We start from the raw sequence: 22795 nt of genomic DNA on the forward strand, positions 1-22795 counted from the left end.
GGCGCAAGCATGGCTCCCGCGAAGACCAAAAAAAATGCCCACCCCTCGGCGAGCCAAAAAAAGCATTGCCGGTGAGCAACGGCACCCACGAATCATCCCTTATGGCTGCTGCCTTCCGGCTCTGACCAGGTTCGAGCGTCCGCGCTGCGCTGCGCCAGCAATGCGCCGTAGAAGATAGCACAGCGACCTGGCAGGTCAAGGATGGGCGGTGGCTCTGGCTGCGGCGGCAGTGGCGGGGGTTCAGTACACGGATGCATAACTTGAAGCCCCTTGCATAGTGCGCTATCTTCTTTATCAACACCGCTCAAGAGGCGGGTTTTTTATGGCTTTGTGTCGGGGCTTTCCGCTGCCAGGGCTGCCAGATCATCCGGCGTATTCACGTTCCGCAGAGCGGGGGAGAGGCCGGATACCAGGATGCTGCTTTCTGGTGGGGCCGCCCGTTTCAAACGCCGCTCCCCAGCGTCCAACAACTCGGTCACGCGCCCCAGCAATTCGCGGCAGTACAGCCCGGCCAGCGGCTGAGGGCGTCCCTCTTTGTCTAATGGCAGGACGGCCAGCGCCTGCGGTGTGCGTTCACGCGCCAGCGCGGCCCAGAACTCAGGCGTCAGGCCGGGCAGATCGACGCCCGTGAAGGCCAGCCAGTCGCTGGTCGTGTGACTTAGCGCCGCCTCCAATCCGGCCAGCGGTCCCTCGCCGGGGCGGGTGTCCGAGATGGTCTCCCAGCCGTCCAGCACATACTTTCCAGCAGGAGCGATCAGAATACGGATGGGGCAGTCCTGCAAACTGTCGGCGACGTGGCGCAGCAGCGGTTGCCCGCGCAGCAGTGCCAGCGCCTTGTCCGAGCCGAAGCGGCTGGAGCGGCCCCCGGCGGTGATGGCCGCCGTGATGTGCCCATCACTGGAGGCCCGGCTCACACGCTCGCTACTCGCGCGGCCCGGCCTGGCGTTCCAGCAGGCGCAAGGCCCAGGCGGTCAGGCGCGGCAGCGGGCGGCCATACGGCGGGTACATCAGGCGCACCGGGGATGGGCGCGGCTCGCGCAGGATGGCCCGCTCGTGGCTGAAGGTGCGGAACCCGTGTTCGCCGTGGTAGTTGCCCATGCCGCTACTCCCCACGCCGCCGAAGGGCAGGTGCGGGTTGATCAGGTGGATCACGGTGCCGCCCACCACCAGGCCGCCGCTGATGGTCTCGCGCTTAACCTGCTCCACGGCGGTCTCGTCCTGTGCGAACAGGTACAGCGCCAGCGGGGGGTCCAGATGCCGGATCAGCGCCAGCGCCTCTTCAAAATTGTTATAGGTCAGCACCGGCAGCACCGGGCCGAACAGTTCCTCGCCCATCAGCGGCATGTGCGGCGTCACGTCGGTGACCACGGTGGGCGAGATGAAGCGCGCCTGCGGATCGAATTCGCCGCCCAGCGCCACCCGCGCGCCCTGTTCTACGCTGTGGGCGGTCAGCCGCTGGAGGCGTTCCACGCTGGCCGCGTCCACCATGCGTCCGTAGTCCGGCCCAGCCCGCTGCCACGCGCGGTCCCCGTAGCGCCGCGCGATCACGGCGTCCAGCTCCAGCACAAAGGCGTCGCGCATCCCGGCGGGCAGCAGCACGTAGTCGGGGGCCACGCAGGTCTGCCCGGCGTTCAGCAGTTTGCCCCAGGCAATGCGCTCGGCAGCCGTCTTCAGGTCCGCGCTGGGGTGCAGCAGGGCCGGGGATTTTCCGCCCAGTTCCAGCGTCACGCTGCTCAGGTTCCGCGCGGCAGCCGTCATGACCTGGCGGCCCACCGCGCCGCTGCCGGTAAAGAAGATGTGATCAAAGGGCAGCGTGGTCAGGGTGTGGGCCGCCGCGCCGTCCCCCTCCACCACGGCCACCAGCCTCGGCTCGAAGACGCCTGCCAGCAGCTCCTTTAAAGCGCGCGAGGTGTGCGGGGCCTTTTCGCTGGGTTTGAGGATCACCGTGTTGCCCGCCGCCAGACTGGCGATCAGCGGCGACAGCGCCAGATTGACCGGGTAATTCCAGGGACTCAGGATCAGCGTGACGCCGCGCGCCTGAAAGCGCACCTCGCTGTGCGCCCCGGCCAGCATCAGCGGGGTGGCAATTTTGCGGGGAGCCATCCAGCGCGGCAGGCGGCGGACGATGAACTGGAGTTCTTCCAGAACCGGGTGAATCTCGGTGAGTTCGGCCTCGGCGCGGCTCTTGCCCAGGTCCAGGGCCATCGCGTCGGCCAGCGCCACGCGCCCGGCTTTAATGGCGTCGTGCAGCCGCCGCAACATCGCCTGCCGCTCGGCCACGTCCGTCTGCGCGGCCCGCCAGCGCCAGTCTTGCTGGGTCTGGAACAGGGTCTTCAGGTCTGCCTCGGAAGGCTGGATGGCGGTGGGCGGGGGCTGGGGAGCAGTCATGGCGGGACCTCGCAGATAGGGCAGGGCAAACAGGGCAGATAGGGCAGGGCAAACAGGGCAGACAGGTGAGAAGGAACGGGAATTGAACCAAGTATAAGACGCTGGGGAGATGCCGCGCGTGTGTGATTCGGGTAGGCATCTTTACCCGCAGGAGCCGCCTTAAGCTCTCCGTTACAAAGCGGGCGAAACGACACTCAGGGTCAGCACGGGGAAGCACACTGCGAGGCGAAAGACAATTCACTGTTCTCGGAGGTTTCTACATGAAAAATATTCTGATCCTGCCCGCCATGGCCCTCGCCCTCAGCTCCTGCTCCATGATGGCCGGGAACATGATGATGAAGCCCCATATGCTGTCCAAGCAGCCCGCCGGAATGGCCCTGGCGTCCAGCGGCACGGTCACGCCCAAGATGAGCGGCACCATGGTCATGACCACCGCCAAACTCATGGGTCTGGCCCCCAGCACCTATTACGTGGCCCACTACCACCTGATGGGCACCAAGAGCGCCAACCCCTGCGCCAGCGGCGGCGACGCCATCCTGGCCAGCAAGATCGTGGGCCAGACCGACGCCGCTGGCATGGTGACCCTCAGCGGCAGCGTGGACAAGACCGTCATCATGAACGCCAAGTACTTCAACGTCCACACCGCCACGGGTCCCGACGGCACCCCTGCGGACGCGGGCGTAAGCTGCACGTCCCTCGACGTCGCGATGATGAAGTAAGCCCCACAGGTTTTGAGGGGACCCCTGTCTGGCCCAGTGCCGGGCAGGGGTTCCCTCTGTGCCAAGAGGTGCGTGGACTGACCGGATGGCCGGAGGGCGGTTCAGGTCTGGAAACGCTTACCCGGACCCTCTGGGCAGTGAGACTGTCTGACGGCTCAACCTTGAGACCGCCCCCGGCCCGCTATCATGCCGCCCATGACCAAGGACGGCGGCAGCGACAGCAAGGGCAACAGGGGCGACAAGGGGCAGGGCAGGAAGGCGCAGCAGTACGGCGTGACCCCCCAGAGCGTGGATTTCAACGACTGGTACAACGAGGTGGTCAAGAAGGCGGACCTCGCGGACAACAGCCCGGTGGCCGGGGCCATGGTGGTCAAGCCCTACGGCAGTGCGCTGTGGGAAAACATCGTGCGCTGGCTGGATGACCGCTTCAAGGCCAGCGGCCACGAATCACTGATCTTCCCCACCCTGATCCCTATGAGCTTCATCACCCGCGAGGCGGACCATGTGGAGGGCTTCGCGCCCGAACTGTTCACGGTCAGCAAAATTGGCACCGAGGAACTGGCCGAACCCTATGTGATGCGCCCCACCAGTGAGACGATCATCGGGCACATGTGGGCGGGCTGGCTCAACAGCTACCGCGATCTGCCGTTCCTGCACTACCAGTGGGGCAGCGTTTTCCGCGCCGAGCTGCGGACCAAGGCGTTCCTGCGGACCTCCGAGTTCTACTGGCACGAGGGCCATACCGCCCATGCCGACGAGACCGAGGCGCGGGCGGAGGTGCGGATGATCCTGGACCTGTATCACGAGTTCTGCCGCGACGTGCTGGCCCTGCCGGTGGTGCGCGGCGAGAAGTCGGCCTCCGAACGCTTTGCCGGGGCAGCGGCAACCTACAGCATCGAGGGCATGATGCGCGACGGCAAGGCGCTTCAGAGCGGCACCAGCCATTATCTGGGCCAGGCGTTCAGCCGGGCGTTTGACGTCAAGTTCCAGACCCGTGAGCAGAAGGAAGATTACGCCCACACCACCAGTTGGGCCATTTCCAGCCGCATTATCGGCGCGCTGATCATGACCCACGGTGACAACGCGGGCCTGATGATGCCGCCCAATATCGCCCCGATCCAGGTGGTGATCGTGCCGGTGGGCCGCAAGGACAACTTCGATGAGATGGTGGCCGAGGGTGAACGCCTGGCCGCCCAGCTCACGCAGAACGGCCTGCGCGTCAAAGTGGACAGACGCGACGGCGTGACCAACGGCTTCAAATACAACGACTGGGAGCTGAAGGGCGTGCCCGTCCGCATCGAGCTGGGGCCGCGCGATCTGGAGGCGGGCGTGATGGTGGTCAAGAACCGCAACTCGGACGAGAAGGAGACGCTGGAGCGCGATCTGGCCGTGGGCGGGATGGGGGAACGGCTGGAGGGCATTCAGGCCTGGCTGCTGAAACGCGCCACCGACTTCATGCTGGACAACACCGTGACGGTGGACAACTACGACGATTTCAAGGCCGCCATCGAGGACGGCAAGTGGGTCCGCGCCTTCCACTGCGGCGACGCAGAATCCGAGAAGGCGATCAAGGAAGAGACCAAGGCCACCGTCCGCAACGTCCCGCTGGACGACGCCGAATTCTTCGCCGAGCGCGAGGAGGGCGGCGTGTGCTTCCACACCGGCAAGCCTGCGGCGTATGGCAAGCGCATTCTGTTTGGGCGGCAGTACTGAATGACCACAGGATGAGGTCAGTTCAGGTCGCTTCAGCTAAAGTGCCCCATGACTGATGGGCCGCGTGGCTGGGAAGAACGCATCGCTGCGCTGTGGGCTGAGCTGGACGCCACAGAGGAAGACGCGTTTGTGACCCGGATGGATGCGCTGGCCTCCGAACGCCCGGAACAGGACGCGGCGGCGCTCTTTGAGCGGGCCTGCGCTCAGGATTCCACCGGACACTCTGACCTGGCCGTACCGCTTTACCGGCAGGCACTTGCCAGTGGACGGCTGGGAATTCGCAGGCGACGGGCCACCATTCAACTGGCGAGTTCGCTCCGCAACATGGGCCAGAGTGCGGAGAGTGCGGCCCTTTTGACCGCTGAACAGGACGCAGACACAGACGAATTGGATGACGCTTTAAAAGCTTTTCTGGCACTTGCCCTGGCAGATGTGAGACGAGAACGGGAAGCATTGGCGCTGGCGCTTGCAGCGCTGGCCCCACATTTGCCGCGTTATCAGCGCTCGGTGGGCAACTATGCGCGTCTTCTGGTCGAAGAGGGCTAGCGCTTATCTGCCATCCCAGCCGCTAAACTCCCCATGTCCTCCTACTCGCCCGCCGAAGTCGCCGCCCAGTACGCCACCGAGCGCCACCTGCGAACCCGCATCCAGACGCACGAGCGCTACAGCGTGGGGCCGGGGCTGGAGGGAACGGTGGACCGCCTGCTGGCGTTGAGCGGCGACGAGGATCTGCTGGACGTGGGGACCGGCCCCGGCGACTTTCCAGGGCGGCTGCGTGCGGGCGGACACCGGGGGCGTATCGTCGGCATGGACTTCTCGGCGGGCATGGTGGAGCGGGCCTCGGCAGAATATCCAGACGCCGAATTTCAGCAGGGGGACGCGGCGGCGCTGCCGTTCCCGGACGCCACTTTTGATGTCGTGACCGCCCGCCACATGCTGTACCACGTTTCCGACGTGGCGGCAGCGCTGGCTGAATTTAAGCGCGTGCTGAAACCCGGCGGGCGTTTCCTGGCCGTGACCAACGCCTCGGGTTACATGGCCGAACTGTGGGACGCGGTGGCGGAGGCGTTGCCCGGCGATCCTAGATTTGCAGACTTGCGCGGGAGTCGGCAATCGTTTGCCACAGCATTCTCTGAAACGGGCGGCGTGGATCAAGTCAAACAGGCATTCGGTGATGTTGGCATCGAGTTTCTGGAAAGTGCCTTGGTCTTCTCGGAGCCTGAGCCGGCATTGGCCTATCTGAACTCAATCCCTGTGATGCAGCAACTTTCCGACCTGGATAGGGAAGACGCTCTCTCTGCGCTGCTCCGCACGTTTAAAGCCCGAACGCAGGGCGGCGAGTGGCGCGTGTCCAAGCGGGTGGTCTTCATCTCGGCCCAGCGCTGATCCACCACTCCTGCACCTGAAGGCCAGAACTGACCTCAACTGCCCACCATATAAATGCAAAACCCCGCGCCAGGCGGGGCAATTCCTGTGGTGGGCGGTATAGGATTTGAACCTACGACCACTCGCTTGTAAGGCGAACGCTCTACCGCTGAGCTAACCGCCCGCACGGGGGCCTATGCTAATGGCCCGGGCGGGCAGGATCAAGGGGCAAAGTGCAACAGGAGTGGAGCTGGCCTGGCGGCTGCCGCAGTGCCGACCAGCCCACCCACTTCAGCCTGTGCGCCTCGATAAAGTCGGTCACCTGCTGCCGCGTGCCCCCCAGAAAGGTCAGCGGCTGGGCCACCGCCGCGATGACGGTGATGTGGTTCAGGCCCGGCAACACTTTCAGTTCCGACGGCACGCCCGCCTTCTTCAGGGCCGCCTGCATGTTGACGCCGTTGTAGGGGTTCACCGTCGTGTCGTTGGCTGCCACCAGCAGCAGGTGGGGCGGCGCATCGGGGCGAACGTGGCGGTCCGGCATAATGTCGTCCGGGTTGCCTTCTGGCGGGAAGGCCACCTTGCTGGAAAACTGCCGGAAATCGTAACTGTACGGCCCGGCCACGCCGATCACGCCGCGCACCGCACTGATGGGTACCCCCGCCTCCCTGAGCCAGCGGGCGTTGTCCACCACTTCCACGGCATTGAAAGCGCCCGCCGAGTGGCCCATCACGAACAGGTTGTCGGGGTTGCCGCCGGAGCGCTGGGCACTGTCGCGCAGCACCTTGAGGGCAGCGGCGGCGTCCTGCACGTATTCCGGATACCGGTGTTCGGGAGCCAGGCGGTAGTTCATCACGCCGGTCACGTAGCCCGCGCGGGCCAGCGACACGCCCACGAATTTGTGGCCGTCCTTGTCTCCGCCCTGCCATGAGCCGCCGTGAATGAACAGCACCACGGGCGCGTTCTGTGCGTTCTCCGGGGCGTAGATGTCCATCGTGTTGCGCGGCGCGGGGCCGTAAGGCACGTTCTGGGAGACCTTGAGTCCACCTGTAAAGGTCACGACGTTCAGGGTGTTCTGGGGCGAGCAGGCGGCCAGGAGCAGGCCAAGTGCCACGGCGGCCAGGCCCCCGGCGCGGCGGAATTTGGGTGAAGACATGGGAGAGAGGCTAGTCCGGCGCTCCCGCCGCCTGTGCCGCGCAGCGCACAGTTGACCCCGAGGGCCGCTTTAAGTTGCGTTGAGACTCTGGTCTTGGGCGGCGTGGGGTCCGAAGCCCCACAGACCCGCCCCCCTGCCTGCGCTAGCCTGCCGCGAATGTCCGCTCCTCCTACCCATAAGATGACCGACGTGCTGGTGGTGGGCGGCGGTCCCGCTGGCCTGGCGCTGGCCGCCGAACTGGCCCGGCGGGGGCTGAGCGTGCGGGTGGTGGCTCCGCACCCGCCGCAACCCTTTGCCCCCACCTACGGCGCGTGGCTGGACGAATTGCCCGCCTGGGCGCAGGTCTGCACGGCGCAAGTCTGGAGCGACGTCCGGGTGTATACCGGCCCCCAGCCCACGCCCCTGATGCGCCCCTATGCGCTGCTGGACAATGCCCGGCTGCTGGCGGCGCTGCTGGAACGGGCCGGGGACACGCTGAGATGGACTCGGGGCAAAGTAACAGGGGCCGAACTGCGCGGCGCGCTCTGGCACGTCCGGGGTGAGGCTGGCGAGGACTGGACGGCCCGGCTGGTGGTGGACGCCTCCGGGCACGGCGGCCTGCTGCTCCCCACTCCATTCGAGGGCGGCGCGGCGTTGCAGACCGCCTACGGCATCGTGGCCCATTTCAAGCGGCCTCCCAGCGCTCCCGGCGCGATGGTGTGGATGGACTACCGCGCCGCGCATCCGAACCCGGCAGCCGTCCGCGCCGAGCCGACGTTCCTGTATGCCATGCACCTGGGCGGGGACCGTTATTTCGTGCAGGAAACCAGTCTGATTGCCCGCCCCGCGCCCAGCCAGGAGGTTCTGAAGGCCCGCCTGCATGCCCGCCTGGAGGCACTCGGCACACCTCCGCACGGGACCAAATCCGACGAATGGGTGGCTTTTCCCATGAACGCGCCTGCGCCGACGCCCGGCCCGGTTCTGGCCTTCGGGGCGGCGGCGGGGCTGGTCCACCCCATCAGCGGCTTTCAGGTGGCGGGCGCGCTGAACGACGCCCCGTGCGTGGCGCAGGCGGTGGCATCGGCATTTGAGCGTGGTCAGGACGCCGCCGCCGCCGGCTGGGCCGCGCTGTGGCCCCCCGAACGCCGCGCCGCCCGCCAGGTGCATCTGCTGGACCTGGGGGCGCTGCTGGAGTTGCCTGGAGACCGTCTGGGTGACTTCTTCGCCGCCTTCTTCCGGCTGCCCGCCGCCCAGTGGCACGCCTTTCTCGCGCCGCACACCGGCGTCCGGGAACTGGCCCGCAGCATGCTCCGGGTCTTCGCCCACGCGCCCAACGCTGTCCGGGTGCCGCTGGTCCGCGCCGCGCTGGCCCACCCCGCCGTCAGCCTGCGCGCCCTGCGGGAAGCGGCCTGCGGCACGGCTGCTCACCTAAAGGAACGTTCCGCCTCCTCCCATCCGGCCCCGGCTGCCGCCCGCCACCCTGGGGGCATGACGAAATCCGATGCGACCGGGCGAGAAGCCAACAGCGGTGATGTGGACCAGCAGGAAGTGATCGAGGAGGGCATGCAGGGCGCGGTCGGCAACGTGAACGCCGACGGCCTGGCCCCGGACGTGGACCGCGAGGAAAAGCTGGAGGAACTGCGCGAGAACATGGCGGAAGTCAGCGGCCAGCCGCAGTAAATCCTCTCTTCAAAGCAGACGAGCTTGGTGGGCTGAAGGTGTGGGGCGGCCACGGACCCCGGACGCCTATACTCCTTCCATGTCCCTCCTCGACATGATCGGCCCGGTGATGATCGGCCCCAGCAGCAGCCACACGGCGGGGGCCTGCCGCCTGGGTCTGGTGGCCCACCATTTGCTGGGCGCGGCTCCCCGGCGGGCCAGGATCGGCCTGCATGCCTCGTTTGCCAAGACCGGGCGCGGCCACGGCACGCATCTGGCGCTGGTGGCCGGGCTGCTGGGATTTGCGCCCGACGATTCCCGCCTGCCCCAAGCCTTCGAGGAAGCCAAGGCGGCGGGCTTCGAGTACGAATTCAGAGATGTGGACCTGGGCGACGTTCACCCCAATACCGCGCACATCGAGCTGTACGGCGAGGAGGAGAAGGTCATGGTGCAGGGGAGCAGCACCGGCGGCGGCGTCATCGTGGTCACGGCAGTGCAGGGGCTGGGCGTCAATTTTGGCGCGTCCAGTCCCACCGCCCTGCTGCGCTATGCCGACGCGGTGGGCATGATCGCCCGCATCGCCAGCACCATTGCCGCCGACGGCGTGAACATCGCTGCCCTGACCTGTACCCGGCAGACGCGCGGCGGACAGGCGCTGCTGGCGATAGAACTGGACGCGCCCCTCAGCCCGCAGGCACTGGCCTTTCTGGACCACTGGCCGGATACCAACTGGGTGCGGTTGCTGCCGAAACTGATGGACGGCTGAGGTGCGGAGCGCGTCTGAGGGTTTTAAAGTTTGAGGGTTCCAGAGTCTGAAGGTCAACCTGGGAAAGCTGGGGAAACTCATCCCCTGCCCCGGTAGCCCAGCGTCCAGCCCACCTCCGCCGCCGCGCCGTGCAGGGCGCGCAACAGGCTTTCAGAGGCCGCCATCCGCACGGTGGGCAGGCTGAGGCCCAGCGCCGCCAGAACCACGCCGCCCTCGCCGCGCACCGGTACGGCCAGCCCGCTGGTTCCTAGCGCCCACTCGTCCCGGCTGAGTGCATGGCCCTGCGTGCGGATGGCCCAGCTTTCGGTGTCCCAGGCAGCGGGTGTGATCTGCGTGTGGGCTGTGAAAGTCGGCGCGGGATGCGGAAGTGGCCGCCCGGCCAGCGCCATCAATAGCTTTCCGCTGGCCGTGGCGTGCGCGGGCAATTCAAAGTCCAGTTCCCCAGCCACGGGCGGCCCATCCCGCCCCTGCACGCTGCGGGCCACGCACAACACCTGCCCGCCATGCAGCACGCATAAAAAGGCCAGCAGGTGCGTCCCGCGCGCCAGCCGCTCCATCGCGTCGTGGGCGGGGGCGTACCACGGCAGGCTGCCGTACAGGGCGCTGCTCAGTTTCAGCAGCCGCCACCCCAGTCGGTAGCGGCCCCGCCCCACCCGCACCAGCAGCCCCGACCCCGCCAGCGTCAGCAGTTGCTCATGTACCGTGGACGTGGGTTGCCCCAGGTGCCGGGCCAGCTCAGACAGGGTCCATTCGCTGCGGTCTGCATCGAACAGCTCCAGCACGCGGACGGCGGCCTCGACGGTGGCGTGGGTGCGGGGCATTCAGAGGGTGCGAGTGGTGGCGCGTGGGCCGGGGTTGTTGACCCCCCGTCCTCTGTAGGTAGGGGGCTTTGTCGTGCAATTAGGGGAGGGGGCCACCGGGCAGGCCGTTACCCGCGCAAGTCCTTCCCGCCACTTCCGCATGCCACAGATTACTCCAGATGAATCTCTTTCCGGTATACCCGGAAAATCATGGCTCCTTCCCCCTGAAAGAGGCGAACCATAGACCTATGACCTTAACCCCGCCCGACGCCCCCGTGATTCGCGCTCCCCGTGGCCCGCAGCGCACCGCGAAGGGCTGGATTCAGGAGGCCGCCAAACGCATGTTGATGAACAACCTGGACCCGGAAGTGGCCGAACACCCGCAGGAGCTAGTGGTCTACGGCGGGCGCGGCAAGGCGGCGCGCAACTGGGACGCCTTCCACAAGATCGTGGAGACGCTGGACCGCCTGGAAAACGACGAGACCCTGCTGATCCAGTCCGGCAAGCCGGTGGCCGTGCTGCGGACCCACGAGTTCGCCCCGCGCGTGATCCTTGCCAATTCCAATCTGGTGCCGAACTGGGCCACCTGGGAGGAATTTGACCGGCTGGACCAGGCGGGCCTGATGATGTACGGCCAGATGACCGCCGGAAGCTGGATCTACATCGGCACGCAGGGCATCTTGCAGGGCACCTACGAGACGTTCGCGGGCGCGGCGGACAAGCACTTCGGCGGCAGCCTCAAGGGAACCATTACGGTCACCGCTGGCCTGGGCGGCATGGGCGGCGCTCAGCCGCTGGCCGTTAGACTGGCGGGCGGCGTGAGCATCACGGTGGAGGTAGACCCGACGCGCATTCAGAAGCGCCTGGACACCCGTTATCTGGACGAGGTGGCTGACAACCTGGAAGACGCCATCAAGCGCGCCGAGGGGTACAAGGCGGCGGGAGAGGCCCGCTCGATTGGCCTGCTGGGCAACGCCGCCGAGGTCATTCCCCAGCTTGTGAAGCTGAACTGGACCCCTGATCTGGTCACCGATCAGACCAGCGCCCACGATCCGATGTGGGGCTACCTGCCCATCACCACGCCGGACGAGGACGCCGCCGCCCTGCGAAAAGATCAACCCGACGAGTACCGGGCGCGGGCCTACGACGCGATGGCCGCCCACGTCCGCGCCATTCTGGAACTCCAGCGGCGCGGCGCGGTGGCCTTCGACTACGGCAACAATCTGCGCCAGCGCGCAAAGGAGGCGGGCGTGGAGGACGCCTTCGATTACCCCGGTTTCGTCCCCGCCTTTATCCGTGGTTCCTTCTGCGAGGGGCGTGGGCCGTTCCGCTGGGTGGCCCTTTCGGGTGATCCCGAAGACATTCACGCCACCGACAAGGCGCTGCTGGAACTGTTCCCCGACGACGCCCGCCTGCAATCCTGGCTGAGCTACGCCGCCGATCAGATCGCCTTTCAGGGCCTGCCCGCCCGCATCTGCTGGCTGGGCTACCGCGAGCGCGACCGGGCGGCGCGGCTGTTCAACGAGATGGTGGCCGATGGCCGCCTGAAGGCCCCCATTGTGATCGGGCGCGATCATCTGGACGCGGGCAGTGTCGCCAGCCCCTACCGCGAAACGGAGGCCATGCTGGACGGAAGTGACGCCGTGAGCGACTGGCCGCTGCTGAACTTTGGTATCGGCATCGCGTCCGGCGCGGCGTGGATGAGCTTTCACCACGGCGGCGGCGTGGGCATGGGCTTTTCGCAGCACAGCGGTCTGGTGGCCCTGGCCGACGGCACGCCGGAAGCCGCCGAACGCCTGAGCCGCTGCCTGACCAACGATCCCGCAATGGGTGTGCTGCGCCACGCCGACGCTGGCTACGGGCGGGCGCAGGACGTGGCGCGTCAGCGGGGGTTGGACTTGCCGAGCCTGGGCATTGGGGATATGCGGGGGGAAGGGTGATGGAGGAAGTGCTGTCTTCGGTGGGGGCCTGCCAGGTGGCCCCCTCATCCCGCTGCTGCGCCGCTCCACAGGTCACCGACAAGGGGAGAGGGGTCAAAAACATCAGCCCCTCAGCCCCTCTGACCCTCAGAACTCAGCCTCGCCAGAGGCGTACATGACCCACCTCCCCTACGCCGGAATCTCCACCTTCGCCCGCGCGCCCATCGTCCAGCCCGACGGCGACTGGACCGCAGATGTGGCCGTGCTGGGCATTCCCTACGACATTGCCCTGGGCTTTCGCCCCGGCGCACGCTTTGCGCCGCGTGCCCTGCGGGAGGCGTCGCTGCGGTACGTGCCACCCTTCACGGGTCTGGACGGCGTGATCCGTTTGCAAAACGTGACGTTTGTGGACGCCGGGGATGTGGTACTGCCCTCGCTGGAGCCGGAGCTGGCGCGTGAGCGCATTACGTGGGCGGCCCGGCAGGTGAAATCCCGCTGCCGCCTCCCCGTCTTCCTGGGCGGCGATCACAGCGTCAGCTATCCGCTGCTGATGGCCTACCACGATCAGCCCGAACTGCACGTCATTCAACTGGACGCGCACCTGGATTTCACCGACACGCGCAACGACACGCGCTTCAGCAATTCCAGCCCCTTCCGGCGGGCTGCCGAGGGGTTGCCCAACCTCGTCCACATCACTACCCTCGGCCTGCGTGGGCTGCGCCATGACCCGGAAGCCGTGGCGGCGGCGCGGGCGCGTGGACACTCGCTGGTGCCGATGGACGAGCTGGAGGCCCGCTTCTCAGGGATCGTGGAGGCGCTGCCCCCGGACCGCCCGGTGTACCTGAGTGTGGACGTGGACGCCCTTGATCCCGCCGTGTTGCCCGGCACCAGCAGCCCGGAGCCGGACGGCTTCTCGTATGCGCTGGCCCTGCGCCTGATCGCGGCGCTGGCCCGCCGTCACCAGATTCTCGCGCTGGACGTGGTGGAACTGGCCCCCAACCTCGATCCCACCGGGCGCAGTGAGCTGATCGCCGCGCGGCTGATCATGGAAACGCTGTGCGAGGTCTTCCATGACTGAGACGCTCTTGACCGGCATTTCCGAGCTTGTCACTCCGGCCCCGGGTCCCCAGCGCGGCGCGGCCATGTGCGAATTGACGGTGATTAAAAACGCCGCCCTGCTCGTCCGTGACGGCATGATCGCCTGGGTTGGATCTGAGCAGGAGGCTTCCTCGGCAGCCAAAAGAGACGATCTGGGCGGCGTCGCTGTCGTCCCCGGTCTGATTGACCCCCACAGCCACGCGGTCTGGGCCGGGGACCGGCTGACCGATTTCGAGGCGCGGGTGGCGGGGGTTCCCTACGAAACCATCCTGGCCGGGGGCGGCGGCATCCGCTCCAGCATCCGGGCGACGGCGGCGGCGACGGTGGAGCAACTGGTGGCGCTGGCCCGTCCGCGCCTGGGTGCCCTGCAGCAGTCCGGCGCGACAACAATGGAGGTCAAGAGTGGGTACGGCCTGGACTCCGACGCCGAGCTGCGGATGCTGCGGGCCATTCGAGTGTTAAGCCGTGAATTTGAGTTGTCGCCCACGCTGCTGATTCATGTTCCACCGCTAGAGGGACGCGACGACTATGTGCGCGCCGTCTGCCAAACGCTGATTCCCGAAACCGCCGCCGACAAGCTCGCCACCGCCGTGGACGTGTTCTGCGAGGCGGAGGCGTTTACCGTGGAGGAGACCCGGCGAATCTTTGTCGCGGCGCAGGCTCATGGCCTGAGGCTCAAACTCCATGCCGATCAATTCCACGCCATTGGCGGCACGGAGCTGGCCTGCCAGATGGGAGCGCTGAGCGTGGACCATCTGGAGGCCAGTGGCCCGGCGCAGATCGCGGCGCTGGCTGCGTCTGGCACGGTGGCAACGGTGCTGTCCGGTGTGACCTTACACCTGGGATTGCCTGCCGCTCCGGGCCGGGCACTGATTGATGCGGGCGCGGTGGTGGCCGTGGGAACGGACCTGAATCCGGGTAGCTCGCCGCTGTACAGCGTGCAGATGGCCCTGGCCCTGGCCGTGCGCCTGAACGGCCTGACTCCCGCCGAGGCGCTGAGCGCCGCCACCGTCAACGCCGCCGCCGCGCTGGGGCTGGCTGACCGTGGCTCTCTGAGCGCCGGAATGCGCGCCGATTTCCTGGCCCTGCACGGCCCGGACTGGCGTGAATTGCCCTATGCCCTGGGCGCGAATCCGGTGCGGGACGTGTTTACAGGAGGCGTGAAACTATGATTCTTGACCGCAGTTTGTCCCTTGAAGACTTTATCGGCGTGGTGCGTGGCGGCGAGAACGTGGAACTGGCGGCGGCGGCGCGGGAACGCATCGTCAAGGCCCGCGCCGTCATCGAGCGCATCGTGGAGGGCGGAGCGGCGGTCTACGGCGTCAACACCGGCTTCGGCAAGTTCGCCAGCGTGCGCGTGGGCAACGATGATCTCCAGCAGCTTCAGTACAACCTGATCGTGTCGCACGCCATCGGCGTGGGCGATCCGCTGCCTGCCGAGGTGGTGCGCGGCATGTTGCTGCTGCGCGCCGTATCGCTGTGCCAGGGCCACTCGGGGGTGCGCCCGGAGGTAGTGGAATTGCTGCTGGCCCTGCTCAACGCCGGAGCGCATCCGGTGGTTCCCGCGCAGGGCAGCGTGGGCGCTTCGGGCGACCTGGCTCCGCTGGCCCATCTGGCGCTGGCGCTGATCGGCCTGGGCGAGATCGAATATGGGGGAGAGGTTCAGCCCGCTGCCGACGTGCTGGCCGCGCTGAAGCTCACGCCGCTGACCTTGCAGGCCAAGGAAGGACTCGCCCTGATCAACGGCACGCAACTGATGGGCAGCCTGCTGGGTCTGGCCCTGGTGGACGCCCGCATACTGCTGGGCACGGCCAATCTGGCGGCGGCCATGACGGTGGAGGCCCTGTACGGCTCTCACCAGCCCTTCCGCGCCGATCTGGTGGGCCTGCGTCCGCATCCCGGCGCGGTGGCGGTGGCCGCCGAGCTGCGCCACTTCCTGCGCGGTTCCCAGATTGCCCCCAGCCACGCCGAATGCGGCAAGGTGCAGGACCCGTACTCGCTGCGGGCCGTGCCACAGGTTCACGGCGCAACGCACGACGCGCTGGCGCAGGCCGCCCGCGTCCTGGACACCGAATTCGCCTCCGTGACCGACAATCCGCTGGTCTTCCCCGAAACGGGCGAAGTCGTTTCTGGCGGCAATTTCCACGGGCAGTCGCTGGCCCTGACCGCCGACGCCCTCAAGGTGGCCGTGGCCGAGCTGGGCAGCATCAGCGAACGCCGCTGCGAGCAGCTTCTCAACCCGGCCCTGAGCGGCTTGCCGGGCTTTCTGGCCGCGCACGGGGGCCTGAACAGCGGGCTGATGATCGCGCAGTACACGGCGGCGGCCCTGGTCAGCGAGAACAAGGTGCTGGCCCACCCTGCCAGCGTGGACAGCATTCCCACCAGCGCCAATCAGGAGGACCACGTCAGCATGGGCGCGCACGGCGCACGCCAGTTGCGTCAGATTCTGGGGCACGTTCAAACGGTGGTCAGCATCGAACTGCTGTGCGCCGCGCAGGCACTGGACTTTCAGCAGCTCCGTGCGGGCGTGGGCGTGCAGGCCGCCTACGAACGTATCCGCGAAGTGGTTCCCAGCATGCAAGATGACCGCTACTACCGCCCCAATCTGCTGCGTTTGCGGGAACTGGTGATGGGCGGGGTAGTGCTGGAGGTGGCCGGGCGAGGCTGAGCGTCCGGCCCGTATGGACGCCGCTTCAGGTAACCCGTCTAGGGGACTCAGGGTGGCGCGTTAGCATGGGGGTCTAGATCCCTGTTTCTCGCCGTATCTGGAGGGCCTCAACCATGACCACCCTTGAAGAGCTGATGAACGCCCCCGCGCCTGTTTCGGCCTGGGTGCTGGAACGCGATTGCCAGGAAACCGGGCTGGACCCCCAGGACATCCGCGACGAGATGGCCCGCCGCATCCGCGAGATGCGCAGCAGCATCGAGCGCGGCCTGAACAGCGACGCCAAGAGCATCACCGGCATGGTGGGCTGGAACGCCAAGGGCCTGTGGGACGCGCCCGACGCCCTGAATGCTCCGCTGATTCGCCGCGTGCAGGCGTACGCGATGGCCGTCAATGAGGAAAACGCCCGCATGGGCCGCATCGTCGCCGCGCCCACGGCGGGCAGCGCGGGGACCATCCCCGGCGCGCTGCTGGGCGTGGCCGATCACCTGGGCATCGGTGATGACCAACTGGTAGCCCCTATGATCCTGGCCGCTGGCGTGGGCAAGGCCATCAGCAAACGCATGTTCATCTCCGGCGCGGCGGGCGGGTGCCAGGCCGAAATCGGATCGAGCGCTGCGATGGCCGCCGCCGCCGTCGTGGAACTGCTGGGGGGCACGCCCCGCGCCGCCGTGCAGGCCGCCAGCATGGCTTTAATGAATACCATCGGTCTGGTCTGCGATCCGGTGGGCGGTTACGTGGAGGTGCCGTGCGTGAGCCGCAACGCCTTTTACGCGGTCCACGCCGTCAGCGCGGCGCAACTGGCGCTGGCGCAACTGGAATCCTTTATTCCCCCCGACGAGGTGCTGGGCGCGATGGCCGCCGTGGGCCGCATGATGCCCGCCGAGCTGCGTGAAACGGCAGAGGGGGGACTGGCGCAGACGCCGACTGGCCTGGCCGTGACAGCACGCATGGAAGGGAAAAGAGAGGAAGGCGAGACCGGAATGGTTGAATTGCCGATGGCCTGAAGAAAATCCCTCACCCAACCCTCTCTACTATGGACAGGGCTTTCCTCTTTTCTAACCCCCGCAGGCTGATCCGTACATGCTCCTCATACGGACTCCGATTGAAGGTGTTGGAAATACCTGGAAATCCGAGGACAGCGAGAAGGAGAACAACGGGTTCCGGGCGTGGAGTGAATGAATCGGCGCTGTCCCGGTTCATGCACGAAACAAACGGAATCTGTATCACTGGCCCCTACCTGGGCATGCAGCGGGTGTGCGAAGCTGCCCACATACTCCCGCTTGTCCGGCCTCGCGCGCTCGGAGCGCAGATATTCGGTTCCGGTCACGGTCCTCTCTGGATGAGCGGAGGGCGGCGTCCGTCATGAAGTTATTTCAATGCGGCGCTGGGGCTTCGGCGGCGCAGGGTCCGTCCGGCCCAGGCGCTGAGGAAACCGACGAACGCAGCTCCTGCGGCAAAGTTCAGCCTCGTGGCATCCAGAGTAAAGACCGCGAAATCTATTGTCTGGTCAGTAGCGACGTTCGTTCCCGGCTCTGTCCAGACGCCTTCACTGTGTACGCTCAGGCCGATCAACCACAACAGGACCGGTAGCAGGGCCAGAGCAACGGCCACCCGGCCCGGCGGGACTCCACGCCAGCCCAGGAACAGCCCGGTCAGCAGGATCAAGCCCAGAAACAGCAGATCGAATGTGACCGGATTCACGCTGGACCACGCCCCAAGAAGGTTGGCGTCCATGTGCCAGGCGAAGCGGGACACCAGCACCAGGCCCGTCATCCACAGCGCCGCCAGGACAAGGGCCGCGCTCAGAGAGGCCAGCGTGTCGGTCAGGAGTTTGCGCCGCTTGCCCTGAAGGACCACATGTTGAGTTTCCCGCGCCCACTGAACGTCTTTCACGCTTGCGGCTTCGTTTTCCATGCCTAGCCTCCATTCTTCGGGGATCATGTGGCGGCCCGTTTGCCTTGGAACGGAAGGCCCAAAACGATGCCAAGCGCGGTGACGCAGACGGCGGGCAGTAACGGATTGGCCGGAAATCCGGTGAACTCATGCAGGACCAGGTTGGTCAGGACGGCGACAGTCAAGACGCCCGCCACCGCACAGGCGAGGATAAGCCAGTGCGGCCAGCGGGCGCGGGTGGCCATGGCCGCAAACACGAACAGAACCACGAGTAGGGCGGCAGCGGGGAAAACTGGATCGTAGCTGTGCGAGATGGTTTGAATAGGCTGCGGGCTACCCAGGACGTTCCAGGCCAGAAAGGAACTCAGGCTGGTGTCATTGCGGGCGGCCTCGCGGGCCAGGACCGGAAGCTGTGTCCCCAGTGCGACGGCGGCGCTGATAGCAACGCTCAGGCCCATCCCAGCCAGTACCAAGAGTGCAGTTTGCTTAAAAGGCCCATAACGCAGGTGACGCCTCGTTGCTCTCGTCCACCCCCCATCCTCCACACTCGCCGCCTCATTCTCCATGCCCCTGCGCCAGTCGTCCGGTGTCATAGCAGCGCGCCTTTCAATGCACGAACCTTCGTTTCCGTTGTTTTCTCCCGCGCCAGCGTCAGCCCCTCCAGCGTCAGCGTGTAGATGTGCCGGGGCGGCTTGCCGGGGTGTGGGGACTCCTCCCACTGCGCGTCCAGATAGCCCTGCTCGTGCAGGCGCTGGAGGATGGGGTACAGGGTGCCGCTTTTCAATTCGGTGGCCTTGCTCAGGTCATAGCCGTAGCTGGGGCGCGGGTGCGTGGCCGCCAGCGCGCCCAGAACGGCGCGGGTGTGCGGGCTGGAATTGGGGGTGCGGGCCATGAATCATTCTACATATATAGACTTTGAAGTCAAGAGCACTCAGAAATAGAGGAGCGCCGCCCCGGAAGTCATCCGAAGCGGCGCAGGTGTCAGACAGCTCAGGCAGCGGCGATGGTGCCCAGGGCCTTCTCGTCCTTGAGGGTGATCTTGCCGTATCCGGCGCTAATGACGCCCTCGCGGCTCAGCTCGCCGACCACCTTGGTCACCGTCTCGCGTACGCTGCCGACGGCGGCGGCCAGCTCGTCGTGGGTGGCGTAGATCATGGTCTCGCCGTTCTCGGTCTGGGTTGCCAGGGCAGTGTCCTTCAGCTCCAGCAGTTCACCGGCAATGCGGGCACGCAGACGCTTGCCGACCAGACGGTAGATGCTCTCGTAGGCGCGTTCCAGGGTCTTAACCAGGTGCGTGGTCACCACCAGGTTGTCCTCGGCGCTCATCAAGGCGGGGTTGATCACATCGATGCTGCTGTCGGTCACGGCTTCCGCGAAATAGGCGCGGTTCACTCCGGCCAGGGCTTCCTCGCCGAAGTACTCATTGGGCTTGACGTAGCGCAGGGTCAGGCCGTTGCCATCGTCGTCCATGGTGTGCACACGCACCAGGCCGCTGGCAACGCGGTACAGCATGTCGCTCTTGCCGGGGTAAAGGATCACGGCTCCGGGGCGGTAGGTCACGGTATCAACGAAAGTGCGGGCGGTGCTGTGCTGGGTCTGGGTCTGGGTCATTGTGGTCGCCTCCTAGGGCGGAGTGAGGAAGATAGGGGGTCGGGGTCATTCCCGACGTGATTACAGTGTAACCTATCTCTACAATTTTGTAAACACTTTTGTTTCTTTAAATAGTATTTAGTTGACAAAGGGTGATGCAAAGCTGATCACAAGAACACCCGGGCTGAACGTCGAAACCCGTTCTCGGACTGCCTTCCTCGCCCTCACCGTGGTTTCATCTCCGATACGTACCGAAGGCTAAAAAGGTTCAAGGGGCGTTTGCTGTCCGGTGATCGAGGTACATCCGCAATCGGAGACGATCCAGCACCGCAGCCGCAAACAGCGCCCGAAGCCAGAAGCCCCGGACGCTCGTTCTACCGCGCCTTTGTAAATTGTGGGTTAATGCCCGAAGCTCAGGCCAGCCAGATCAAACTTCATCCTCGCGGCGGATCGGGAAGGCGCTGATGACGCTATCCTTGTCGCCGATATTGATGACCTTGACGCCCTGCGCGTTGCGCCCGGTCACGCGCACTTCTTCCACGCGGGTGCGAATGACGGTTCCCTTGCGGGTCAGCACCATCAGTTCCTCATCGCCGCCCACGCGGGCCAGCGTGACCAGCTTGCCGGTCTTGTCGGTCACGTCCAGTGTGATCACGCCCATGCCGCCGCGCCCCTTGGCCGGGTAGTCGCCCACCGGAGTGCGCTTGCCCAGCCCGCACTCGCTGACCGAGAGCAGTTCGCTGGTGTCGTCGCCGTGCGGGACCAGGGCCATGCTGACCACCGCATCGTCCTCCCCCTCACGCAGACGGATGCCGATGACGCCCTGGGTGGCGCGTCCGGTGTCGCGGACCTCGCCGCTCTGGAAGCGCATGGCCTTGCCGTTGCGGGTGGCCAGCACCACATGATCGTCGTCCTGCACGATGCCCACCCCGATCAACTCGTCGCCGTTCTGGAGATTAATGGCAATGAGACCTGCGGAGGTGATGTTGCCGTAATCGGTGATCATGGTCTTCTTGACCACGCCCTTGCGGGTGGCGAAGATGAAGCAGCCCTCTTCCTCGAAGCTGCCCACGCTCAGGACGCTGGCGATGTTCTCGGTGTCGCGCAGACTGGGCAGCAGGTTGCGGATGTGCGTGCCCTTGGCGTCGCGGCCCGCTTCCGGCAGGTCATAGATCTTTTCGTGGAAGACGCGGCCCTGATCGGTGAAGAACAGCAGGAAGTCGTGCGTACTGCCCACGAAGACGCGGGTGTTGATGTCCTCGTCGCGCAGCTTGCCGCCCGAGGCCCCACGCCCGCCGCGCTTTTGCTCGCGGTAGGCGGCCAGGTTGGTGCGCTTGAGATACCCGGCCTTGGTCATGGTGATCACCATGTCTTCGACCGCGATCAGGTCTTCCTTGGAAATGTCGTCTTCCAGAATGGAGATCGTGCTGCGTCGCTCGTCGCCGTAGCGGTCGCGGATGTCACGAATCTCCTTCTTGATCTCGCGCCACAGCAGCTTGTCGTCGCCCAGAATCGAGCGCAGGCGGGCGATGGTCACGCTCAGCTCGTCGAACTCGCCCTGAATCTTCTCGCGCTCCAGGCCCACCAGCCGTTGCAGGCGCATGTCCAGAATGGCCTGCGACTGAATCTCGCTCAGGCCAAAGCGGACCATCAGCGCGTCTCTCGCCTCCGCCCCGGTGTTGCTGGCGCGGATCAGGCTGATCACCTCGTCGATGTCATCCAGCGCTTTCAGCAACCCTTCGAGTACATGGGCGCGCTCCTCGGCCTTTCGCAGGTCGTAGGCAGTGCGGCGCGTCACCACGTCCTGGCGGTGGTCCAGGAAGTAACGCATGGTGTCCACCAGCGGCAGCACGCGCGGCTCGCCGTTCACGATGCTCAGGTTGATGACCGTGAAGGTGCCCTGAAGCTGGGTGTACTTGTAGAGCTGGTTCAGCATCAGCGTGGGAATCGCGCCGCGCTTGAGTTCCACCACGATGCGGACCGGGTCCTTGCGGTCCGACTCGTCGCGCAGGGCGGAGATATCGGGAATCTTGCCCGCCTTGTACATCGCCGAAATGGTCTGGATCAGGTTGGTCTTGTTGACCTGATAAGGAATCTCGGAAATGATGATCTGGTTGCGCCCGTTCTTTTCCTCGATGCGGGCCTTGCCGCGCACCTTCAGGCCGGAGTGCCCGGTGGCGTACGCTTCCCGGATGCCCATCTTGCTGATGCGGCCCCCGGTGGGAAAGTCCGGTCCCTGAACGTGTTCCATCATCTCGTCCAGACCAATCTCGGGTTTGTCCACCATTGCCAGCAACCCGTTGCAGATCTCGGTCAGGTTGTGCGGCGGGATGTTGGTCGCCATGCCCACGGCGATGCCGGTCGCGCCGTTGATCAGCAGGTTCGGCACCGCCGACGGCAACACCGAGGGCTGAACCGTGGTGTCGTCGTAGTTGGGGCGCATGTCCACGGTTTCTTTTTCAAGGTCCGCCAGTACATCCTCGGCCACCTTGGTCATGCGGGCCTCGGTGTAGCGCATGGCGGCAGGCGGATCGCCGTCGATGCTGCCGAAGTTGCCCTGCGGGTGAACCAGCGGGTAGCGGATGTTCCACCACTGGCCCAGGCGCACCATCGCGTCGTAGATGGACGAGTCGCCGTGCGGGTGGTACTTCTTCATGACCTCGCCCACCACGGACGCGGACTTGGCGTGCTTCTGGTTGGCGTACAGACCCTCCAGCATCATGGCGTACATGATCCGGCGCTGCACCGGCTTGAGGCCGTCGCGCACGTCGGGCAACGCGCGGTCCACGATCACGTTCATGGCGTAGGTGATGAAATTGGTCTTGACTTCGCTGGTGATGTCAACGGGATGAATTCCAGTCATGTGGCTCCAGTCGGGGCGGCGAGTAATCCGCCCGGCAGTGTGGGGGTGATGGAGGCCCGGCGACGATGCCAGGAGTAGAACGATTCTAGCATATTATGTTATGCACGTAATGATCATCGCTCCGCCGAAGGGGTTCCCTCAATGGGCCTATTGTACCCGAAACTACCGGCAAAGACGGTGATTCACCTCGCCCCCTGACCCCCGTTGCTGTGGGCATTCTCT

At 65.9% G+C, this 22795-nt stretch carries 20 protein-coding genes, 1 tRNA gene and 1 other RNA gene; 11 read left to right on the forward strand and 11 right to left on the reverse strand.

The window, feature by feature from the left end; all coding sequences use genetic code 11:
• Positions 1–62 precede the first annotated feature (62 nt).
• The 3 genes from ffs to Q322_RS0106410 all read right to left on the reverse strand — a co-directional run bounded on the left by ffs (position 63) and on the right by Q322_RS0106410 (position 2388).
• Positions 63–161: signal recognition particle sRNA small type (ffs, locus tag Q322_RS22315), an RNA gene on the reverse strand.
• Between the two features lie 159 nt (positions 162–320).
• The gene (mobA, locus tag Q322_RS0106405; RefSeq protein WP_245593166.1) at positions 321–914 is read right to left on the reverse strand and encodes a molybdenum cofactor guanylyltransferase; all 594 of its coding nucleotides are present in this window, start codon (positions 912–914) and stop codon (positions 321–323) included.
• 7 nt (positions 915–921) lie between these two features.
• Positions 922–2388, reverse strand: a complete 1467-nt coding sequence (locus tag Q322_RS0106410; protein ID WP_051668296.1) for an aldehyde dehydrogenase family protein — start codon at positions 2386–2388, stop codon at positions 922–924.
• Positions 2389–2648: 260 nt separating this feature from the next.
• On the opposite strand from Q322_RS0106410, the gene Q322_RS0106415 reads away from it, so the two are divergent.
• From Q322_RS0106415 to Q322_RS21630, 4 genes are all read left to right on the forward strand, one after another.
• A complete protein-coding gene (locus Q322_RS0106415; RefSeq protein ID WP_029476977.1) occupies positions 2649–3107 on the forward strand; it encodes a hypothetical protein in 459 nt (152 codons plus the stop codon).
• 195 nt (positions 3108–3302) lie between these two features.
• Positions 3303–4820 (forward strand): proline--tRNA ligase, encoded by a 1518-nt coding sequence (gene proS / locus Q322_RS0106420; RefSeq protein ID WP_029476978.1) that lies wholly within the window; start codon positions 3303–3305, stop codon positions 4818–4820.
• A 138-nt stretch (positions 4821–4958) separates the two neighbouring features.
• Complete coding sequence (locus tag Q322_RS0106425; protein ID WP_245593168.1) at positions 4959–5366, forward strand: tetratricopeptide repeat protein; 408 nt, start codon at positions 4959–4961, stop codon at positions 5364–5366.
• Positions 5367–5399: 33 nt separating this feature from the next.
• On the forward strand, positions 5400–6206 hold the full coding sequence (locus Q322_RS21630; RefSeq protein WP_051668297.1) for a class I SAM-dependent methyltransferase: 807 nt from the start codon (positions 5400–5402) through the stop codon (positions 6204–6206).
• A gap of 88 nt (positions 6207–6294) precedes the next feature.
• Here the strand turns inward: Q322_RS21630 and Q322_RS0106435 are convergent.
• Together Q322_RS0106435 and Q322_RS0106440 are read right to left on the reverse strand one after the other, a co-directional pair.
• Positions 6295–6369, reverse strand: a tRNA-Val gene (locus tag Q322_RS0106435).
• 15 nt (positions 6370–6384) lie between these two features.
• A complete protein-coding gene (locus tag Q322_RS0106440) occupies positions 6385–7338 on the reverse strand; it encodes an alpha/beta hydrolase (protein ID WP_084147842.1) in 954 nt (317 codons plus the stop codon).
• A gap of 156 nt (positions 7339–7494) precedes the next feature.
• On the opposite strand from Q322_RS0106440, the gene Q322_RS0106445 reads away from it, so the two are divergent.
• The gene (locus Q322_RS0106445; protein WP_051668298.1) at positions 7495–8997 is read left to right on the forward strand and encodes a lycopene cyclase family protein; all 1503 of its coding nucleotides are present in this window, start codon (positions 7495–7497) and stop codon (positions 8995–8997) included.
• A gap of 79 nt (positions 8998–9076) precedes the next feature.
• Positions 9077–9742 (forward strand): L-serine ammonia-lyase, iron-sulfur-dependent subunit beta, encoded by a 666-nt coding sequence (gene sdaAB, locus Q322_RS0106450; RefSeq protein WP_029476985.1) that lies wholly within the window; start codon positions 9077–9079, stop codon positions 9740–9742.
• Positions 9743–9819: 77 nt separating this feature from the next.
• On the opposite strand, the gene Q322_RS0106455 is transcribed toward sdaAB, so the two are convergent.
• Entirely contained in the window at positions 9820–10563 is a 744-nt protein-coding gene (locus Q322_RS0106455) for an IclR family transcriptional regulator (RefSeq protein WP_029476986.1), read from the reverse strand.
• A 227-nt stretch (positions 10564–10790) separates the two neighbouring features.
• On the opposite strand from Q322_RS0106455, the gene hutU reads away from it, so the two are divergent.
• From hutU to sdaAA, 5 genes are all read left to right on the forward strand, one after another.
• Positions 10791–12482 carry a urocanate hydratase gene (gene hutU, locus Q322_RS0106460; RefSeq protein WP_029476987.1) on the forward strand — a complete coding sequence of 564 codons (1692 nt, stop codon included), beginning with the start codon at positions 10791–10793 and terminating at the stop codon, positions 12480–12482.
• 154 nt (positions 12483–12636) lie between these two features.
• Positions 12637–13539, forward strand: a complete 903-nt coding sequence (locus Q322_RS0106465) for an arginase family protein (protein ID WP_029476988.1) — start codon at positions 12637–12639, stop codon at positions 13537–13539.
• Positions 13532–14731 carry an imidazolonepropionase gene (hutI, locus tag Q322_RS0106470; protein ID WP_029476989.1) on the forward strand — a complete coding sequence of 400 codons (1200 nt, stop codon included), beginning with the start codon at positions 13532–13534 and terminating at the stop codon, positions 14729–14731. The genes Q322_RS0106465 and hutI overlap by 8 nt, the downstream gene beginning before the upstream one ends.
• Complete coding sequence (gene hutH, locus Q322_RS0106475; RefSeq protein WP_029476990.1) at positions 14728–16227, forward strand: histidine ammonia-lyase; 1500 nt, start codon at positions 14728–14730, stop codon at positions 16225–16227. The genes hutI and hutH overlap by 4 nt, the downstream gene beginning before the upstream one ends.
• A gap of 113 nt (positions 16228–16340) precedes the next feature.
• On the forward strand, positions 16341–17231 hold the full coding sequence (sdaAA, locus tag Q322_RS0106480) for an L-serine ammonia-lyase, iron-sulfur-dependent, subunit alpha (protein WP_029476991.1): 891 nt from the start codon (positions 16341–16343) through the stop codon (positions 17229–17231).
• Positions 17232–17595: 364 nt separating this feature from the next.
• Here sdaAA and Q322_RS0106485 read toward each other — a convergent pair whose 3' ends face one another.
• From Q322_RS0106485 to gyrA, 5 genes are all read right to left on the reverse strand, one after another.
• Positions 17596–18141, reverse strand: coding sequence for a hypothetical protein (locus Q322_RS0106485; RefSeq protein WP_029476992.1), 546 nt, complete (start codon positions 18139–18141; stop codon positions 17596–17598).
• A 23-nt stretch (positions 18142–18164) separates the two neighbouring features.
• The gene (locus Q322_RS0106490; protein ID WP_156952920.1) at positions 18165–18593 is read right to left on the reverse strand and encodes a hypothetical protein; all 429 of its coding nucleotides are present in this window, start codon (positions 18591–18593) and stop codon (positions 18165–18167) included.
• 116 nt (positions 18594–18709) lie between these two features.
• A complete protein-coding gene (locus tag Q322_RS0106495; RefSeq protein ID WP_029476995.1) occupies positions 18710–19012 on the reverse strand; it encodes a PadR family transcriptional regulator in 303 nt (100 codons plus the stop codon).
• 98 nt (positions 19013–19110) lie between these two features.
• Entirely contained in the window at positions 19111–19731 is a 621-nt protein-coding gene (locus Q322_RS0106500) for a helix-turn-helix domain-containing protein (protein WP_029476997.1), read from the reverse strand.
• A gap of 406 nt (positions 19732–20137) precedes the next feature.
• Positions 20138–22573: a DNA gyrase subunit A gene (gyrA, locus tag Q322_RS0106505; protein WP_029476998.1), complete on the reverse strand. Its 2436-nt coding sequence runs from the start codon at positions 22571–22573 to the stop codon at positions 20138–20140.
• Positions 22574–22795: the final 222 nt, after the last annotated feature.

This window comes from Deinococcus frigens DSM 12807 (assembly GCF_000701425.1).
In the GTDB taxonomy this organism is placed as follows: Bacteria; Deinococcota; Deinococci; order Deinococcales; family Deinococcaceae; genus Deinococcus; species Deinococcus frigens.